The following is an 18754-nucleotide window of genomic DNA, read 5'->3' as shown; positions in this document are numbered from 1 at the left end:
ACCAATGACCGCTTCGCCTGCCAATGCCGCCGTCAACACCGCCGACCTCTACGACGAGCGCGGCGAGGAACTCAACTCCATCTCCCTGCAGTTCCAGTCCCTGGGGGGCCACACGCATTTCAGCGGCCCCGTCCGGACGGTGCGCTGCCTGGAGGACAACGCCCTCGTCAAAAGCATTCTGGCCACACCCGGCAACGGCGCCGTGCTCGTCGTCGACGGCGGCGGCTCCCTGCGGACCGCACTGATGGGGGACCTGATCGCGGCGAGCGCCGTGGCAAACGGGTGGGCCGGCGTCGTCATTAACGGCGCCATCCGCGACCGTGAGGCGATCGCCGAACTCCCCCTCGGCGTCAAGGCCCTGGGCAGCAATCCGCGCAAGAGCGCCAAGGCGGGGGCGGGCGAGACCGACGTGGACGTGCTGATCGACGGCGTGACGATCCGCGCCGGCGCCACGATCTGGTGCGACCCGGACGGCATCCTCGTCGAGCGCTGAGGAAGGGTCCGGAAAAATTTGGTTGCTCCGGGGAACAAAGTTGCAAGTAACATAGTTACTGAAAGCAACTATCAAATGCGATCCCCTTTCTCTTGACCCTGGAGCAGCCATGTCCAAAACCACCGCAGGACCCGCACCCGGAGAGACCCTGACACAGCGGCAGACCATCACCGTCATGGTGGGGCTGATGCTCGGCATGTTCCTGTCCTCGCTGGACCAGACCATCGTGTCCACGTCGATCTACACCATTGCCAACGACCTGGACGGGCTGTCCCTGCAGGCGTGGGCCACCACCGCGTACCTCATCACGTCCACGGTCACCACACCGCTGTACGGCAAGCTCAGCGATATCTTCGGCCGCCGCCCGCTCTACCTCGCGGCGATCGTCATCTTCCTGGCCGGCTCGCTGTATGCCGGCTCGGTGCACTCGATGACCGAGCTGGCCATCGCCCGCGGCATCCAGGGCATGGGCGCCGGCGGCCTGCTGGCCCTGGCGCTGACCATCATCGGCGACATCGTCCCGCTCAAGGACCGGGCGAAGTTCCAGGGCTACTTCATGTCCGTCTTCGGCATCTCCTCGGTGCTGGGCCCCGTGGTGGGCGGCGCTTTCGCCGGTTCCCAGAACATCCTGGGCTTCGACGGCTGGCGCTGGGTCTTCTTCATCAACCTGCCCATCGGCCTGGCCGCCCTGGTTGTCGTGTTCCTCTACCTCCACCTGCCCGCCAGGCACTTCAAGCAGCGGATCGACTACTGGGGCGCCGCCGCCATCACCCTGGCCATCGTGCCGCTGCTGCTCGTCGCCGAACAGGGCCGCAGCTGGGGCTGGACGTCGGCCAGCTCCCTCACCTGCTACGGCCTGGGCGTGGCCGGCATCATTGCATTCCTGCTGGCCGAACGGCGCGCCGGGGACTACGCGCTGATCCCGCTGCGCCTCTTCCGCAACATCACCTTCGGGCTGTCCTCGCTGCTGAACTTCATCATCGGCATCGGCATGTTCGGCGCCATCGCGATGCTGCCCATGTACCTGCAGCTGGTCAAGGGCCTCACACCCACCGAAGCCGGACTGATGATGATCACCTTCACCATCGGCATCCTGACCGGCTCCATCACCGCCGGACGCACCATCTCGGCGTCGGGCACCTTCCGGATCTTCCCGATCGCGGGCACCGCCATCCTGACCGCCGCCGCCGTCGTCATGGGGCTCTCGCTCGGCGCCGACACCGACCTATGGGTCCCAGGACTGATCGCCGTCTTCTTCGGCCTGGGCCTGGGCTTCTGCATGCAGCCGCTCACCCTCGCAATGCAGGTCTCGGTGCCCGCGAAGGACATGGGTGTGGGCACCTCCACCGCCGCGTTCTTCCGCTCGATGGGCGGCGCCGTGGGCACGGCGGTGTTCATCTCCATGCTGTTCAGCCTGGCCGCCGACAGGATCGCCAACGCCATGAAGGACGCCATGCAGAACGCGGCCTACCTCAAGGTCCTCCAGGACCCCGCCGTTGCCGCCGACCCCGCCAACGCCAAGCTGTACGAGTTCTTCAGGAACGGTGCCAGCAACGACTCCCTCAATGACACCAGCTGGCTGCACTCCGCCAACCCGGTGCTCACCCGGCCCATCACCGAGGGCTTTGCCCAGTCGATCGACGCCGTCATGCTCACCGCCGCCATCCTCACCGGCGTCGCCTTCCTCATCAGCTTCGCGCTGCCGAACAAGAAACTGACCGACCCCAAGGCAGTGGCCCAGGAGCCCGCGGCCGCCCACTAGGCGCTCCCGGTCTACTTCCGCATTACGTTACGGCAGGCACCTTCCCGGGTGCCTGCCGTTTCCTTATTCCGCGGGAATCCGCCTTAAACCGCACCAAACGGACGACGACGGCGGGACCGCCCGCCGTCGTCGTCTTGCGTTCCGAAGTGGATCAGCGCGCCGTGAGGTGGCACACTGTTAGGCGCGTGTGCGCCGGCCGACAGGGCCGGTTTCCGCAGCCGACGACGTTTGCACCGCATCCACCAACCCCCAAACCAAGGGAGAACTATGTCCACCGACAAGCAAACAACCGCCAGGATTCCCAAGCGGGTGATCTGGCTGGCGCTTGCCGGCGCTGTGGGCGGCTTCCTGTTCGGCTTCGACTCCTCCGTGGTCAACGGCGCCGTGGATGCCATGAAGGACGAATTCGCCCTGAGCGAGGCCGTCACCGGTTTCGCCGTGGCCGTGGCGCTGCTCGGCTGTGCGGCCGGCGCCTACCTGGCCGGCAAGGTGGCTGACCGCTACGGCCGCATCCCCGCCATGAAGCTGGGGGCACTGCTGTTCTTCGTCAGCGCCCTCGGAACCGGCTTCGCCTTCAGCGTCTGGGACCTCATTTTCTGGCGCCTCGTGGGTGGGCTCGGCATCGGTCTGGCCTCGGTGATCGCGCCGGCCTACATCTCCGAAATTTCACCGCGGCACGTCCGCGGCCGGCTCGCGTCGCTGCAGCAGCTGGCCATCACCACGGGTATCTTCGCCGCTCTGCTGTCCGACGCCCTGTTCGCGACGTCTGCGGGCGGAGCACACCAGGCATTCTGGCTGGGCATCGAGGCCTGGCGCTGGATGTTCCTGGCCGCCGCTGTTCCGGCCGTGCTCTACGGCGTGATCTCCTACACGCTGCCTGAGTCCCCCCGCTTCCTGGTGGTCCAGGGCAAGGAGGACCTGGCCCGGAAGGTCTTCGACTCCATCGCCCCGGACGAGGACACGGACCGCCACCTGCGTGAAATCCGCGAGGCAATCGAGGAGGACCAGCTCGCCGGCCTGAAGGGATCCCTCCGCGGCAAGTCGTTCGGCCTGCAGGCGGTAGTCTGGATCGGCATTACCCTCTCCGTCCTGCAGCAGTTTGTGGGCATCAACGTGATCTTCTACTACTCCACGACGCTCTGGAAGGCCGTGGGCTTCCAGGAGAAGGATTCGCTGGCCATCTCGGTGGCCACGTCCGTCACCAACATCCTGGTCACGCTCGTGGCCATCGCCCTCGTGGACAGGATCGGCCGCCGTCCCATCCTGCTGGCCGGCTCGGTTGGCATGGCCGTTTCCCTCGGTGCCATGGCCCTGGCCTTCGCCTCGGCCACGGGCACGGGCTCCGACATCACGCTGCCCGGCGCCTGGGGACCTGTCGCCCTCGTTGCCGCCAATGTGTTCGTGATCAGCTTCGGCGCCTCCTGGGGACCGCTGGTGTGGGTGCTGCTGGGCGAGATCTTCCCGGCCCGGATCCGAGCCCGCGCCCTGGGCCTGGCCGCCGCTGCCCAGTGGATCGCCAACTTCGCCATCACGCTGAGCTTCCCCGTGATGGCCGCAGGCTCGCTGCCGCTGACGTACGCCATGTACGCGCTCTTCGCGGCGGCCTCGTTCTTCTTCGTCATGTACAAGGTGCCGGAGACGAACGGCATGTCGCTGGAACAGGCTGAGACCCTGTTTGTTCCGAAGGGGTCCGTCAAGGTCTGACCGGCTCTTGGCTCCCCCGGCATGAAACGGAAGACGCCCATGTTTCCCTGCGGACCGTGTCCGGGAAACCTGGGCGTCTTTTGTTTCCGGCGCAGGTTTCCCCCCACCGCTGCATGGCCTGCTAGCAGCGGGGGCGGTTCACGATCTCCTCGGCGTGTTCGGCCACCCAGGACACGAGCGGCAGCAGCAGGGCGGCGAGCTCCTCGCCGCGGCCGGTCAGGCTGTAGTCCACCCGGGGAGGGATGACCGGCTGGGCAGCCCGGCGGACAAACCCGTCTGCCTCGAGTGTCTTCAGCGTCTGGGCCAGCATCTTCTCGCTGATGCCCTGGGCCCGGCGCCGGAGTTCACTCCAGCGCTGGGGACCTTCGGACAGGGCCACGAGGATCAGCACACCCCACTTGCTGGTGACGTGGTCCAGCACCGTCCGGCTGGGGCATCCCGCGGGGAAGATGCCGCCGGCGGAGGGAAACGCGTCGACCGGGGGACTTACCTTCATGCCAGTACCTTACCTCAAAGTGCGTACTCTCTTTTGGGAAGTAATCGGGAAGCAGTGCGGTTGGCACCACTGACAGTCACCTCAGAAAGGACCATCATGACCATCGTCATCACCGGAGCCACCGGCCAGCTCGGCCGCCTTGTTGTCGAAGCACTGCTGGACAGCGGGGTTCCCGCGGAGCAGATTGTGGCCGCAGGCCGGAGCACCGACAGGATCGCTGACCTCGGCGAACGCGGCGTCCAGGTCCGCAGCATCGACTACAGCCAGCCGGACTCGCTGCGCCAGGCGTTCGCGGGCGCGGACAAGGTCCTGCTGGTCTCAGGCAGCGAAGTAGGCCAGCGCGTGGAGCAGCACCGGAACGCGGTAGAAGCGGCCAAGGAAGCCGGCGTCGGGCTGATCGCCTACACCAGCATTGCCAACGCGGACACCACGGCCATGCAGCTGGCCGCCGAGCACCTCGCCACCGAGGAGATCCTCCGCGACTCCGGGGTCCCGTTCGTCCTGCTACGCAACGGCTGGTACCTGGAGAACTACACCGGCCAGCTTCCGGTTCAGCTCCAGCATGGCGCCGTTCTGGGCAGCGCCGGCGACGGTCGGGTGAGCGCGGCGGCCCGGGCCGACTACGCGGCAGCGGCCGCAGCGGTACTGCTCCGGGACGGCGAGGCCGGCAAGGTTTACGAGCTGGGCGGCGACGAGGCCTTCACCCTCAGTGAGCTGGCCGGGGAAGTCAGTGCAGCATCCGGGCAGGACGTGACGTACCGGAACCTGCCCGCAGAGCAGTACACCGACGTCCTGGTGGAAGCCGGACTGCCGGAGGCGTATGCAGCCATCCTTGCGGACAGCGACCTTGGCATCGCACGCGGCGATCTCCTGGTCACCACCGGCGATCTCAGTGCCCTGCTCGGCCGCCCCACCACACCGCTGCGCGAGGCCGTCCAGGCAGCCGCCAAGAGCCTCCAGGCAAGCTGACCCTCCTTCACATCCTGCAGGGTTACTCCCGACGCCCTCTCACATCCTGCAGGGTTACTCCCGACCCCCTCTCACTTGCCAGAGCGGATTGGCCGGCCGTGGACAGGACGTGCGCGAGCGTCGGGAAAAACGCCGCAGGATCTGAGAGAGGGTCCCGAAAAAAGCGGCAGAACGTGATAGAGCGTCCCGTAAGGCACGGTTACAAGGGCACGGTTTAAACGCGCGACGCCGGAACTCGCTTTGAGTTCCGGCGTCGCCGTTTCATCCAGTTCCGGTGTGCAGCCGGGAGACAGCCCGCGGCCGGTGCCTAGGCCGGGGCCGTGACGTCCTCCGCTTTGCGCTCCTCGACGAGCCCGCAGACTGCGGCGAAGAGCGGGTGGTCCGGCGCCAGCCCGGTGATGCGCTCGGTGGCGGCGGCCGGCTCGGACGAAGACAGGATCTGGCCCAGTTCGACGGCCTCGGCATCGGCGGGGTCATTGAACCGGAGGGCGGCCGCGATGGCCCCGAGCAGCGCCTCGGGGACAATTCCGCGTTCAGCCAGTTCCGCGGCGGGGCCGATGAAGCGTTCGTGCCGGCTGAGCTTGCGCAGCGGAGCACGGCCCACGCGGTGCACGGTGTCCGGCAGATGCGGGTTGGTGAAGCGGGCCAGGATCTTCTGGACGTAGGCTTCCTGCTCGTCGTAGCTGAAGCCGTGCTTGGACACGAGCAGCTGCTTGGTCTCGTCGAGCACGGAACGGACGTCCGCGGCAACGTCCTCGTCCGCCATGGCGTCGGAGATCTTCTCCAGCCCGGCCTCGAAGCCGAAGTACGCCGCGGACGCGTGCCCCGTGTTCACCGTGAACAGCTTGCGCTCGATGTATGGCCCGAGCTGATCCACGAAGGTGGCGCCCGGAATCACCGGAGCAGCACCGCCGAACGGCGTGCGGTCGATGACCCACTCGTAAAACGTCTCCACCGTGACGTCCAGGCCCTGCCCTGGCTCCTGGTTGGGCACGATGCGGTCCACGGCCGTGTTGGCGAACACGGCCGAGTCCCCCAGCGATCCGGCCGCCTCGTCCCAGGACGAGACGATCGACTCGCGAAGGATATCCGTGGCATTGATGGCGTTCTCGCAGGCCATCACCTGCAGCGGCGCCAGCCCCGCCGCGCGGGCGGCAATTCCCTTGGCGATCGCGGGGGCCACGAACTTCAGGATGTGCGGACCCACCGCCGTGGTAACGATGTCCGCCGTCGCGATTTCCTCGATGAGCTGTGCCTCCTGGGTGCCGGAGTTCACCGCCCGGAAGTTGTCCACCGTGCGGGTGGCGGGGTTCTCCCCCACCTCGTGCACGCTGTAGCTGTCCGCCTCGGCGAGCTGGGCGATCAGGGCATCCGCGACGTCGGCGAACACCACCTCATACCCGGCATCGTGCAGCAGCAGCCCGACGAACCCGCGGCCGATGTTGCCGGCCCCAAAATGTACAGCCTTCACTATGCGTTGACCTTTCCGAACAGCTCCAGGACTTCGTCCACAGTCGTCGCCGCCTCAAGCTGCGCCACCTGTGCCTTGTTGGTGAAGACCTTCGCGATTGAGGACAGGATGTGCAGGTGCTCGTTGTTGACACCGGCCACGCCCACCACGAACTTGACCTGCTTGCCGTTCCAGTCGATGCCGTCGGGGTAGCGGACCACCGAGACTGCAGACTTACGGATGTGGTCCTTGGCGGCGTTGGTGCCGTGCGGGATGGCCAGGAAGCTGCCCATGTAGGTGCTGACGGACTCCTCGCGCTCGTGCATGGCGCGGATGTAGTCCTCGTCCACGGCACCGCGCTCCAGGAGCAGCCGGCCCGCCTCGTCGATCGCGGCGTCCCGGGTGGAGGCGGAGCCGGTCAGGACCACGCTCTCCGGCACCAGGATGTCCGAAACCGCCGCAGCAGTTTCGGGGGCAGCGGCGGTTTCGGTTGTGGTGGCTGCAGCCGGAGCGGCGGTGCCCGCCGTGCCGGTGGCGGGAGCTTCCGCGCCTTCTGCATTGCTGCGCTGGACCATCTCGACGATCTCGTCGTAACGCGGGCTGTTCATGAAGTTGTCCACCGAAACGTGGACGGCACTGGATGTTGCCGGCTTGGCCCGCTCGGTCAGGTCCTGGTGGGTGACCACAACGTCGTAGGTGTCATTGAGGTTGGCAATGGACGCGTTGGTGACATTGACCTCCGGGAATCCGGCAGCCTTGATCTTGTTGCGCAGCACGGAGGCGCCCATGGCACTGGAGCCCATGCCGGCGTCGCACGCGAACACAATGTTCTTGATCGGGCCGGCCAGAACGCCCACGCCGCCGCCGGCCGCAGCCCCGGTAAGGTTGGAGGCAACGGAACTCTTCTTGCCCTTCATCGACTCCATGCGGCTGGTGGCCGCGGTGAGATCGTCCTCGTCACTGTGGCGCGTGGTCTTCAGGATCACGGAGGCGACGAGGAAGGAGACCGTGGTGGCCAGCACGACCGACAGGATGACGCCGAAGTAGCTGTCGCGGGAGGTCTGGGCGAGCACGGCAATGATGGAACCGGGGGCGGACGGGGCAACAAGGCCGGCGCCTGTGACTGCCAGCGTGGCGATGCCCGTCATGCCGCCAGCGATCGTGGCGAGGATCAGCAGCGGGCGCATCAGCACGTACGGGAAGTAGATCTCGTGGATGCCGCCCAGGAAGTGGATGATGGCAGCGCCGGGAGCCGAGGCCTTGGCCGCGCCGCGGCCGAAGAACATGTAGGCGAGCAGCAGCCCAAGGCCCGGGCCCGGGTTGGCCTCGAGCAGGAACAGGATGGACTTGCCCTGATCCAGCGACTGCTGGATGCCCAGCGGGGTCAGCACGCCGTGGTTGATGGCGTTATTGAGGAACAGGACCTTGGCAGGCTCGATGAAGATGGAGGTCAGAGGCAGCAACCCGTTGTTCACCAGGAACTGAACCACGTTTCCGGCAGCCGTGCTGAAGGCGCTGACCAGCGGCGAGATGCCGTAGAAGCCAAGCAGGGCCAGCAGGGCGCCCCAGATGCCGGCAGAGAAGTTGTTCACCAGCATCTCGAAGCCCGGGCGGATCTTGCCGTGCCAGATCGCGTCGAGCTTCTTCATGGTCCAGCCGCCCAGCGGGCCCATGATCATGGCGCCGATGAACATCGGAATGCCGGCGCCCACGATCACACCCATGGTGCCGATGGCACCGACGACGCCGCCCCGGACATCATGGACCATCTTGCCGCCGGTGTAGCCGATCAGGAGGGGCAACAGGTAGGTGATCATGGGGCCAACAAGGCCCACGTTGGGCTCCCCGGCCGCATTGGTGCCGAAGCCACCGAGTTCCGGAACCGGGATGTATCCCTTCTCAATGAAGAGCGCGGTGATGAGGCCCCAGGCGATAAAGGCGCCAATGTTGGGCATGATCATCCCGGACAGGAAAGTCCCGAATTTCTGGACATGCACCCGCGCGCTGGTTTTGGGTTTTGCAACTGTCTCTGTTGCCATGTGAATTCCTAACGTGGTCCCTGCGGCACCGCAGGATGGTCCGATAGTTTCGACTAGCTGGTGGAACTGGTGGAGATCCGGTGGAGCCATTCGAGGAAAAGCTTGAGTTCCGAGCTGGTGAGCTGGTCCGAGTGGGATGCCTGCAGCGCCGCATTCAGCGCAATGGCAGCCACCACCACTGATGACTTTCCGGAGTCCTCCGGTCCCGCATCCCGCCCCTGGTCCCTGGACACCGCAAAGATCATGGCGTCCCGGGTCATCGTGGACAGCTCCAGGTTCCGCTCCACGGCCGGTTCTGCGATCAGCATGAGCGTCACGCCCACGTTGGCCGCCAGGATGCTCCTGGCTGCTTCCCGTGGCTGGACGTTCAGCTGTCCGGCCGCAGCGGCCTTATTCAGCATTTCCTCCAGGAGACCCTCCGCGTCGGCGACGATGGCCGGGCGGCTCTCGGGGCGGATGTTACCGAACATGACCAGATAGAGTTCGGGCTGCTTGAGCCCGAACTGCACGTGGTTGTCCCACATCCGCCGGATGTCCACCAGCGGCTGTCCGGACGGGGCGAAGTCCCTCTCGCCCGCCACATACTCTTCGAAGCCCGCGGCGACAACTGCGTCAAACAGGCCCTCCTTGTCACCGAAGTGGTGATAGAGGGTGGGCGCCGTAACGCCCGCCAGCTGCGTGATCTGGCGGGTGGAAACAGCGGCCCCCGCGGATTTGGCCAGCAGTTCGGCTGCCGCACGCAACAGCCTCATTTTGGGCGGAAGCTGGCCATCGAAACTCATAACCGCTACCCTAGCACCTATAGCAACGCTATATGAACTGAATCACATACAATTTTTTCAGGCACCGCAAAGCAGCATCGGACGCAGCCGTTCCGAACTTCCGGGCTCCCCGGGCAGACACGGGCGGGCCTGGCTACCGGCAGAGAATGAGGACCTTCAGTGCAGAACTTCCCAGGAGTAGGCGTCAGCCCCGGCCGCATCATCGGAACGATCCGCCAGATGCCCAAGCCCATCAGCGAACCTCCGGCCGGCGAACAGCTGGCTGCCGGGACCACACCCGAAGAGGCAACGGCAGCGCTCAAGGCTGCAGCGGGTGCCGTCCATGATGAGCTGCGGGCCCGCGCGGACCACGCCACCGGTGATGGCAAGGCCGTCCTGGAAGCCACGGCACTGATGGCCAAGGACACCATGCTGATCAAGGGCGCCGCGAAGCTGATCGCCCGGGGGACCTCACCGCAGCGCGCCATCTGGGAATCGGGTTCCTCGGTTTCGGAGATGCTGCACAACCTCGGCGGCTACATGGCCGAACGCGCCACCGACATCCTGGATGTCCGCGCCCGCATCGTTGCCGAACTGCGCGGCGTCCCCGCCCCAGGCATCCCGTCGTCGAACGAACCCTTCATCCTGGTGGCCGAGGACCTGGCCCCGGCAGACACCGCCACCCTCGATCCCAACAAGGTCCTCGCACTCGTGACCGCCGGCGGCGGTCCGCAGTCGCACACCGCCATCATCGCCCGCTCACTCGGCCTGCCCGCCGTCGTGGCCGCCGTCGGCGTGGACGAGCTCCCCGACGGCACTGAGGTTTACGTTGACGGCGCCGCCGGTTCCATCACGGCGAACCCGGACGGGTCGCTGCGTGCGGCCGCGGAGGCATGGGCCGCCACTGCGTCCCTGCTCGCCGAATTCAGCGGTACGGGCTCGACGGCGGACGGCCACCTGGTGCCCCTCCTCGCCAACGTCGGCGGTGCCAAGGACGCCCAGGCTGCGGCCAAGCTCGGCGCCCAGGGCGTGGGCCTGTTCCGCACCGAGTTCTGCTTCCTGGAACGGGACACCGAGCCCACCGTTGAGGAACAGGCCGCCGCCTACAAGGGCGTGTTCGACGCCTTCCCCGGCAAGAAGGTGGTGCTCCGCACCCTGGACGCCGGCGCAGACAAGCCGCTTCCGTTCCTCACCGACTCCACCGAACCCAACCCGGCCCTGGGCGTGCGCGGCTACCGCACCGACTTCACCACTCCGGGCGTCCTGGACCGGCAGCTGGAGGCGATCGCGAAGGCCGAGGCGGAGTCGGAGGCTGACGTGTGGGTCATGGCCCCGATGATTTCGACGGCAGAGGAAGCCGCCCGCTTCGCCACCATGTGTGCCGAGGCCGGCATCAAGACGCCGGGTGTGATGGTGGAGGTTCCGTCCGCCGCCCTCACCGCCGACACCATCCTGCGCGAAGTCGCGTTCGCCAGCCTGGGAACCAACGACCTCACCCAGTACGCCATGGCCGCCGACCGCCAGCTGGGTCCCCTCGCCGGGCTGAACACGCCGTGGCAGCCGGCCGTGCTGCGCTTGGTGGGCCTGACCGTTGAGGGCTCCAGGGCCGAGGGACACAACAAGCCGGTGGGCGTCTGCGGCGAGGCCGCGGCGGATCCCGCCCTCGCCGTCGTCCTGACCGGCCTGGGGGTCACCACACTGTCCATGACCGCCCGCTCACTGGCGGCGGTGGCCGCCGTGCTGAAGACCGTCACGCTGGCTGAGGCCCAGGAGCTGGCCAAGCTGGCCCTGTCCGCGCCGAGTGCCGTCGAGGCCCGGGCCTGGGTCCGGGAGAAGCTGCCCGTCCTGGAGGAACTCGGACTGTAGTTCCCGCCCAGCAGGATAGGGATCGAATGCGGGCAGGTGCCCCGGAATTCCGGGGCATCTGCCGGCATTTCAGGCTTTCACGCCTTCACGCCGGCGTTTAAGTCACGGCGCCGCCGGCTGCCGCGGAGCCCTCGGCTGCAGTGCCTGACCAGCCCCGGATGATCCGGGCAACATCTTCGGTGGCGGTCTCCTGGACAACGTGCCCGCACCCGTGCACCTCGGCAAAGGCACCGTCCGGTGCGTTCGCGGCGAGGAATTGACACCACGGACGCCGGGCGATCGGATCCCTGCCCCCGCGGAGCACGAGCACCGGCTGTGCCACGCCCCGCACCCGGACGTCGAGCGGGTACTCCATCATCACGGGAAGTTCGGTCATGTACCACCGGAATCCGGCCCGGAAGTAGTCAGTGAAAACGACGGCATTGGTGGACGGCGGCTCACTGAACAGGGCGTCCCGGGTGAGCGCCAGCGCGTGCCAGGCCGCACTCCTGCGCGCGGGATCCACCACGGGGCCCATGAGCACTGTCCGGGTCACCAGCCCGGGCGCCTGAAGCGCCAGTTCCACCGCAAACTGGACCCCCATGGAATGTCCCACCACGATGCAGGACTCCACGCCCCGCTGCGAGAGGACCGCCGCCACGAAGGCCGCATACTCGCCGACGGTCACCTGATGCCCGGGACGGGGTGTACCGCCGAAGCCCGGCAGGTCGAAGGAATAGACCGCGGCACTCTTGGCGAGTTCAAGGTGCAGCCGGGCCAGATAACGGTGCGAGACGCCAATGCCGTGGAGCAGCACAAAGGCCGGGCGGCCACCAGCCGAAGCCACGTTCGAAGAGTACAGCCGGCCCGTCAGGCCGTTCGCTGTTACAGCAACTCCCTCGCCAAGTCTCATCCGCAGAGCATATCCGGCGCGGCGGCACATTCGGTTCACGCCATAACCGGCCCGGCTGTGACAGCAGTTAGGCTTCTGCCATGGCTCTGATTGCTCCCAGGGTGGCGCCCGCCCTTCCCGCCGAGGATGCGCTGGTGCTGCAGCGCGCTCTCGACGGCGGCACCGACATCACCGTGTTCGTGGACGGTACCGTCCACCGCCTCCCGCCCCAGGCGAGGGACGCCGTCGTCGACCTTCTGGCCAGGTTCAGCCGCGGTGAAGCGGTGACTGTCAGCAGCGTGGAGGAAATGCTCACCACCTCACAGGCAGCCGAACTGGCCGGCATCTCCCACACGTACCTGCGGAACATGACGGACCGGGGCGAGATACCCGTGGAATACCGCGGCACCCACCGCCGCATCAGGCTGGCCGCCATCATGGCGTGGCTGGAAGGGCAGAAAAAGAAGCAGGCGGCTGAGCATGCGGAAACTTCCGACGGCGGGACCTCCGGCGGCGGGCACGGAAAGTAGCGCTTTACCCGGGTTCGTGGTCCAAACCGTTAAACGTGCAAAGATTGAAGGTAATCGGGAAAGTGGCGGGAGGAGGCCCTGGAATGGCAAGTGTGGGAATTTCAACCTCCGCGCTTGACCTGCTCCTGCTGCTTCGCGGCAGCGAGCCCGAGGGGCTGGGCAGGGCGGACCAGGTCTCCTACCAGATCGAAACCGCCATTCTGATGGGCATCCTGACCGAAGGTGACAGGCTGCCCACGGAGTCTGTGCTGGCCGCCGAACTGGGCATCTCCCCGATCACCCTCCGGCAGTCCCTCGCCGCCCTACGGACCAAGGGCCTGATCGAAACCAGCCGGGGACGCAGCGGCGGCAGTGTGATCCGCCGCCAGATCGAATTCACCGACTCCCAGCTTCAGGACAAGCTCCGGGATACCAGCACCGAAACCCTGAGGGACCTCGGGGACCTGGGCGCTGCCATCTCGTCAATGTCGGCACGCCTGGCCGCCAGCCGCGCCGACCCCCAAAACGTCGAGCACCTCGAAGACCTGGCGAAACGCCACCGGGACGCCGAAGATGCGCGAGCGCGGCGCCGCATGGACAGCCGGTTCCACGTCGCCGTCAGCATCGCCGCCCAGTCGAGCAAGCTGACCTCTGTTGCCCTGCAACTTGAAGCCGAACTGATGACCCTGTGGTGGGGACACTCCGGCGAGTCAGGCAACGACGCCACGTCCGTGGCGGACCACGCCGCCATTGTGGCAGCCATCAGGGCGCGGGACGGTGACGCGGCCGCCAGTGCCGCCGAACGGCACAGCCGCAACGAGACCGAATACTTGATAGAGCAGCATCTGAGGTTGAAGATGCGGCCCGAAGAAGGTGCATGACGTGGAGACTGTAGAAGAAGCCCTTGAGCGGACGGCCGCCGTGCTCTCCTCCAGCATCAGCCGCGTCTTCGTCGATCTGGAGAAGATCGCCGGCTCCGTCACCGCCGCGGCCGCCGCCGCGCCAGGCGTTCCGCGGCGCAGCGAATTCCTGTTCCTGAAGCAGGAGCTGGCTAATTTCATCAAGCAGCACTCGGATCTCATCATCGGGGCCGGAATCGCCTACGCGCCGGGGAGCCTCCAGGAAACAACCCACTGGCTGGAATGGTGGCGGACCCAACGCACCGGCGAACCGCGTTTCGTCACCCATGACCTCAACCCGGACTCGCTGAACTACTACGACTACACCACGCGTGAGTGGTTCACCATCCCGACCGCCAGCGGACACCCCGTAGCCGTGGGGCCGTACGTTGACTTCGGCGGCATCAACGTCAGCATCATCACGCTCTGCGTTCCCGCGCCCACTGCACAGGGAACGCAGATCCTTGGGTGCGACCTGACCCTGGCGAATCTTGAGGGAGTCTTCCTCCGCGCCCTTCAGCTCAGGGAACCGGTGGTTGTCCTGCTCGGACCCAACGGGCGGGTCATCGCGTCCAACAATGCACGCATCGCCACGGGAACCCTGTTCCTCGAAGAGGACATGGCGCGGGCCGACATTTCTGTTGACGTCTCCCCCGCTGACCCCGCACGCCTGCCCTGGAAGCTGATTACCCTCCGGGACTAGCCGCTTCAAGATGACGCGGTGATAAGGATCAAGCAACGATCGCCCGGAACCGGGGGTTCCGGCTGGCAGGCGGGGTTACTCTTTATTCGTGGTGAGATTCAGGGGGTTGCACATCGTGGCGGGCATCGCCGCTATGGGTGTGGCGGCTGTCCTCGGAATGGTCATGGGCCTGAGCAACACCGCAATTTTCACATCCAGCTGCGTGGTCTTCGTGGCAGTTTCCCTGTGGGTCCAGAGCCGCGTCGCCAAGTCCCGGACGCAGCTTCCGGGCCTGCCGCAACAGCTTCCCGACGGCGCCACGCGGGACCGGGCCGGCGAGCGTCCTTCCGAGCAGTTGCCCGGCGGCGAAGGCAACGCCGCCTAGTCCCCACCGGGTCCCTCGCCAGCGTGGGCCCACGGCCGGGTCCCTCGCCAGCGTGGGCCCACCCACCGTCTCCCTGGCGTCAGATCCTTGGCCTTGCCGCCCATCGCCGCGCCTTCAGGGCGGCGTGCAGTTCAAGCCGAACCATTCCCTTGAGCGGATCCACGCCCAGCAGCTGACGGATCCGGCCCAGGCGGTTGTAGATGCTGCTCCGGTGCAGGTGGAGTTTTTCCGCGACGTCCTGGACGGAGCCGTCATTGTCGTAGAGCAGTTCCAGCACGGGCAGCAGCTCCCCGTTCCGGTCGTGGTCCTCAAGGGCTTGGAAGTTCACGGAACCGGCGTCGCTCCAGACCCCCGCCCCGCCGCCTGCCGATGCCAGCAGCTGGTAAATCCCCGTGGCCCGGCAATCCACCAGCTCACCGAGCCGCGGGTCAACGGCAGCAGCCTGGGCAGCAATCCTGGACTGCCGGTAGGCTTCCGCCAGCTCCTTGGTCCGGGTGAAACCCTCGCTGGTCCCGAGAATGATCCGCTCCACGGACCTGCCGGAACGCTTGGCCAGCTCAAGCTGGTAGTGCACCAGGACCTGCGCCTGGCTGGCGCGCCCGGTTGACTCCCGGAAGAGGACCACCGAATGGGTTTCCGCGCCGGCGCTGAACAGTGCGGCATCCACGCCGATAGTCGCCTGCAGCGCCGCGGCCCGGTGGATGAGCGTCGAGGCGATCGGGTCCGGACCCGCCCTCCAGCCGTCGGCGTCGAGTACCGTCACCAGCTGCCAGGGCCCACGGTCCTGCACTTCCTTCCAGCCCGCCACCGCGGCAACCGCATTCGATTCCCCGGCGCAGGCTGCCAGGAACTCCCGTTCGCGGTTCCGGCGGAACTCGGATTCCGCAGTGTTGGAATCCAGCAGGAGTCCGGAAAGCAGGTCCAGCTCATCCCGGACGCCCGGCAGTTCGGCGAGAATCGCCGTCGCGCTTTGTTCCTCCAGGTCCTGCTGCACCCACAGATAACCCACCCGGAATCCACGCACCAGAAGCGGGACGCACACGCGCCCGAGCATTCCCAGTTCCTCGTTCGCGGGCACCACCACCGGCCGCACCGCGGTGGCGATGCCGTGGGAGAGCTGCCAGTTCTTGACGTCCAACGGCACGCGTTTGCTGAGCAGGAAGTTCACCCGGACCCTGTCCGCGTGCGACTGGTTGGAGCTGTAGGCGAGCAAAACGCCGTCAAGGTCCTCAAGGGAAAGCCCCCGGCCCAACTTAAGGGCCACCCGCTCCACGAGCTGCTCCACATCCTGCTGCATGGTGAAAGACTACGTCGCGCAGCAGCCTCCGGGCGAACGGACATCAGGCGACACCTGACGCCCCGGGGATCGACAATCGTCGAGCCAGCGTGTTTGAAAACCCCGGAAATCCGCGGTTGAACTCAGGGCGGGGCATCCGGTTCCTGTAGTGCGCCTCACAGCGGGATCTATTCTGGAATCACAACTTCCCGCACACATTCCGGCCTTTGCAGCCATCGAATCTGGAGCCCAAAAAATGATCATCGGTATCCCCAAAGAGATCAAGAACAACGAATTCCGCGTCGCCATCACCGCCGCCGGCGTTCACGAATTCCGCACGCACGGCCACTCGGTCCTGGTGGAGCGCGGCGCGGGCCTGGGTTCCGGCATCACCGACGAGGAATACGCCATCGCGGGCGCCGAAATCATCGCCGACGCCGACGAGGTCTGGTCCCGCGCGGACATGGTGATGAAGGTCAAGGAACCCATCAAGGCCGAATACCACCGCTTCCGCAAGGGCCTGATCCTCTTCACCTACCTGCACCTGGCCGCCGAGCCCGAGCTGACCCAGGAGCTCATCAACTCCGGCGTCACCGCCATCGCCTACGAGACCGTCCAGGAAGGCCGCACGCTGCCGCTGCTCGCACCCATGTCCGAGGTGGCCGGCCGGCTGTCCGTCCAGGTGGGTGCGACCTCCCTCATGGCGCCTGCCGGCGGCAAGGGTGTTCTGCTCGGCGGCGTTCCGGGTGTCCGTCCCGCCAAGGTCGTTGTGCTGGGCGCAGGCGTAGCGGGAACCAACGCCGCCGCCATGGCGCTGGGCCTCGGCGCCGACGTCACCATCCTGGACATCAACATCAACCGGCTGCGCGAACTGGACGCCCAGTACCAGGGCCGCCTGAAGACCGTGGCCTCCAACAAGTACGAGATCGAGAAGTCCGTGGTGGACGCCGACCTCGTGATCGGCTCCGTCCTGATCCCCGGCGCCAAGGCCCCCAAGCTGGTGACCAACGAACTCGTGGCCCGGATGAAGCCGGGCTCGGTGCTCGTGGACATCGCCGTGGACCAGGGCGGCTGCTTCGAGGACACCCACCCCACCACGCACCAGGAACCCACCTACAAGGTCCACAACACGATCTTCTACTGCGTGGCCAACATGCCCGGCGCCGTCCCGAACACCTCCACCTACGCGCTGACCAACGTCACGCTTCGCTACGGTGTGGCCCTGGCAAACCTCGGCGTCAAGGCAGCCTTCGAGAAGGACCCCGCTCTCGCCGCCGGCCTGAACATCGCCGCAGGCCACGTGGCACACCACTCCGTCTCTGAGGCGCACAACCTGCCCCTCGTGGCGGACTGGCACGAACTGGTCTCCGCGTAAGCTCCGGCACCATCGGCTGCTCCGTACCTGCCCTTTTGGACCTCCAATACGGCAGATTGGGCCCACATCGGCAGGGTTCCCTGGCCGAGCTTGCGAGGCGAGGGGGCCGGTGGGGAGCAGCCGATGGGTGTTTAAAGCGACCTGGCCTGCTCGATCAGTTTCAGGACTTCGACGGGGCCGGCCGGGTCCACCGGCAGCGGCAAGGAGGAAGCGGCGCCGCCGTCGGAAATCTTGGCTGCGAGGATCCGGTAGAACTCGGGGTAATTCCCCCGTTCGGTCGGCAGCCGGTCGAGGTGCCCGTCGCGGCCCAGCTGCCCGGCCCATTCGGCGGCCTCCACGCCGTACTCCGCATCCAGCGGGCTCCCGCCGGCCACGATGTACGGCTCCTGCGGGTCCACGCCGTGCTTGGTGTAGCCGCCGCTTGAACCGAGGACCCGGTAGCGCGGCCCCTGCTGGGCGCAGAGCATGTTCATCCAGTGGTGGCTGAGCACACCGCTCTCATGCCGCAGGACCACGAAGCAGTCGTCATCCGTCTTTTCACCCGGACGCCGGGCCTGGAGCTCGGCATGGACCACCGTGGCCGGGCCGAAGAGCTGCAGGGCCTGGTCCAGGAGGTGGGTGCCGAGGTCGAACAGGACGCCGCCGCCGTCGGCCGCCGTGGCCTCCGCCTTCCACGCCTTGGAAACCTCGGGCGACCACCGTTCAAAGCGTGATTCGAACCGGATGACCTCCCCCAGCACGCCGCCGTCGAGCAGGGCTTTGACGGTGAGGTAGTCCCCGTCCCAGCGGCGGTTCTGGAACACCGTCAGGACCCGCCCCAGACGCTCCGCGAGCGCGATCAGCTCCTGCCCCTGGCCGCTGGTGACGGCGAACGGCTTGTCCACGACGACGTCGAGGCCGGCCTCGAGCGCGGCCTTGGCCAGCGGGTAGTGAGTGGCCGGCGGAGTCCCCAGCACCACCAGATCAAGGTCGGCGGCCAGCGCAAGGACGGCCTCGGCGTCGGGCACTGTTTTCACACCCGGGTAATGCTCAAGGGCAGACGCCTGCCGGCCGGTGTTCGAGGTGGCGATGACTTCCAGCGAATAGCTGGGGTTCGTGGCGATCAGCGGGGCATGGAAAACCCGGCCGGACAGGCCGAAGCCCACGACAGCCGTGCGGATGGGGGCGGAGGATTCGGTGCTCATGCTGCCACGCTACCCCCTGGACCGGTCCTGCTT

At 66.8% G+C, this 18754-nt stretch carries 17 protein-coding genes; 10 read left to right on the top strand and 7 right to left on the bottom strand.

Going from position 1 to position 18754, the window contains the following annotated elements:
• The first annotated feature begins 4 nt into the window (after window positions 1-4).
• From rraA to BWQ92_RS11150, 3 genes are all read left to right on the top strand, one after another.
• Complete coding sequence (gene rraA / locus BWQ92_RS11160) at window positions 5-493, top strand: ribonuclease E activity regulator RraA (RefSeq protein WP_076799575.1); 489 nt, start codon at window positions 5-7, stop codon at window positions 491-493.
• A 109-nt stretch (window positions 494-602) separates the two neighbouring features.
• On the top strand, window positions 603-2255 hold the full coding sequence (locus BWQ92_RS11155; RefSeq protein WP_076799574.1) for an MDR family MFS transporter: 1653 nt from the start codon (window positions 603-605) through the stop codon (window positions 2253-2255).
• A gap of 267 nt (window positions 2256-2522) precedes the next feature.
• The gene (locus BWQ92_RS11150; protein ID WP_076799573.1) at window positions 2523-3959 is read left to right on the top strand and encodes a sugar porter family MFS transporter; all 1437 of its coding nucleotides are present in this window, start codon (window positions 2523-2525) and stop codon (window positions 3957-3959) included.
• 121 nt (window positions 3960-4080) lie between these two features.
• Here BWQ92_RS11150 and BWQ92_RS11145 read toward each other — a convergent pair whose 3' ends face one another.
• Window positions 4081-4455, bottom strand: a complete 375-nt coding sequence (locus BWQ92_RS11145) for a winged helix-turn-helix transcriptional regulator (RefSeq protein WP_076799572.1) — start codon at window positions 4453-4455, stop codon at window positions 4081-4083.
• A gap of 96 nt (window positions 4456-4551) precedes the next feature.
• On the opposite strand from BWQ92_RS11145, the gene BWQ92_RS11140 reads away from it, so the two are divergent.
• Complete coding sequence (locus BWQ92_RS11140; protein ID WP_076799571.1) at window positions 4552-5424, top strand: SDR family oxidoreductase; 873 nt, start codon at window positions 4552-4554, stop codon at window positions 5422-5424.
• A 307-nt stretch (window positions 5425-5731) separates the two neighbouring features.
• Here the strand turns inward: BWQ92_RS11140 and BWQ92_RS11135 are convergent, their stop codons facing one another.
• Genes BWQ92_RS11135 through BWQ92_RS11125 form a run of 3 tightly spaced genes read right to left on the bottom strand, consistent with a single transcriptional unit; the run spans window position 5732 to window position 9695 of the window.
• Complete coding sequence (locus BWQ92_RS11135; RefSeq protein WP_076799570.1) at window positions 5732-6895, bottom strand: mannitol-1-phosphate 5-dehydrogenase; 1164 nt, start codon at window positions 6893-6895, stop codon at window positions 5732-5734.
• A complete protein-coding gene (locus BWQ92_RS11130; RefSeq protein ID WP_076799569.1) occupies window positions 6895-8913 on the bottom strand; it encodes a PTS mannitol transporter subunit IICBA in 2019 nt (672 codons plus the stop codon). Before BWQ92_RS11130 ends, BWQ92_RS11135 begins: the two co-directional genes overlap by 1 nt.
• Before the next feature lie 53 nt (window positions 8914-8966).
• Window positions 8967-9695, bottom strand: a complete 729-nt coding sequence (locus BWQ92_RS11125; RefSeq protein WP_076799568.1) for a TetR/AcrR family transcriptional regulator — start codon at window positions 9693-9695, stop codon at window positions 8967-8969.
• A 159-nt stretch (window positions 9696-9854) separates the two neighbouring features.
• On the opposite strand from BWQ92_RS11125, the gene ptsP reads away from it, so the two are divergent.
• Window positions 9855-11540: a phosphoenolpyruvate--protein phosphotransferase gene (gene ptsP / locus BWQ92_RS11120; RefSeq protein WP_076799567.1), complete on the top strand. Its 1686-nt coding sequence runs from the start codon at window positions 9855-9857 to the stop codon at window positions 11538-11540.
• 97 nt (window positions 11541-11637) lie between these two features.
• Here the strand turns inward: ptsP and BWQ92_RS11115 are convergent, their stop codons facing one another.
• Window positions 11638-12366 (bottom strand): alpha/beta fold hydrolase, encoded by a 729-nt coding sequence (locus BWQ92_RS11115; RefSeq protein WP_236783177.1) that lies wholly within the window; start codon window positions 12364-12366, stop codon window positions 11638-11640.
• 146 nt (window positions 12367-12512) lie between these two features.
• Here BWQ92_RS11115 and BWQ92_RS11110 point away from each other — a divergent pair, with 146 nt between their 5' ends.
• The 4 genes from BWQ92_RS11110 (at window position 12513) to BWQ92_RS11095 (ending at window position 14886) form a co-directional block, all read left to right on the top strand.
• Window positions 12513-12941 carry a helix-turn-helix domain-containing protein gene (locus BWQ92_RS11110; protein ID WP_076799565.1) on the top strand — a complete coding sequence of 143 codons (429 nt, stop codon included), beginning with the start codon at window positions 12513-12515 and terminating at the stop codon, window positions 12939-12941.
• Between the two features lie 92 nt (window positions 12942-13033).
• Entirely contained in the window at window positions 13034-13801 is a 768-nt protein-coding gene (locus BWQ92_RS11105; RefSeq protein WP_172804277.1) for a FadR/GntR family transcriptional regulator, read from the top strand.
• A 1-nt stretch (window position 13802) separates the two neighbouring features.
• Complete coding sequence (locus BWQ92_RS11100) at window positions 13803-14522, top strand: cache domain-containing protein (RefSeq protein WP_076799564.1); 720 nt, start codon at window positions 13803-13805, stop codon at window positions 14520-14522.
• Window positions 14523-14610: 88 nt separating this feature from the next.
• A complete protein-coding gene (locus BWQ92_RS11095) occupies window positions 14611-14886 on the top strand; it encodes a hypothetical protein (RefSeq protein WP_083706283.1) in 276 nt (91 codons plus the stop codon).
• 79 nt (window positions 14887-14965) lie between these two features.
• Here BWQ92_RS11095 and BWQ92_RS11090 read toward each other — a convergent pair whose 3' ends face one another.
• Window positions 14966-16183, bottom strand: a complete 1218-nt coding sequence (locus BWQ92_RS11090) for a PucR family transcriptional regulator (RefSeq protein WP_076799562.1) — start codon at window positions 16181-16183, stop codon at window positions 14966-14968.
• Window positions 16184-16418: 235 nt separating this feature from the next.
• On the opposite strand from BWQ92_RS11090, the gene ald reads away from it, so the two are divergent.
• Window positions 16419-17537 (top strand): alanine dehydrogenase, encoded by a 1119-nt coding sequence (ald, locus tag BWQ92_RS11085; RefSeq protein ID WP_076799561.1) that lies wholly within the window; start codon window positions 16419-16421, stop codon window positions 17535-17537.
• 131 nt (window positions 17538-17668) lie between these two features.
• On the opposite strand, the gene BWQ92_RS11080 is transcribed toward ald, so the two are convergent.
• Window positions 17669-18721 (bottom strand): Gfo/Idh/MocA family protein, encoded by a 1053-nt coding sequence (locus BWQ92_RS11080; protein WP_076799560.1) that lies wholly within the window; start codon window positions 18719-18721, stop codon window positions 17669-17671.
• Window positions 18722-18754 lie beyond the last annotated feature (33 nt).

Origin of the sequence: Arthrobacter sp. QXT-31, assembly GCF_001969265.1 — a bacterium.
Lineage (GTDB): Bacteria > Actinomycetota > Actinomycetes > Actinomycetales > Micrococcaceae > Arthrobacter.
This window is presented reverse-complemented; position numbering and strand designations above follow the sequence as displayed.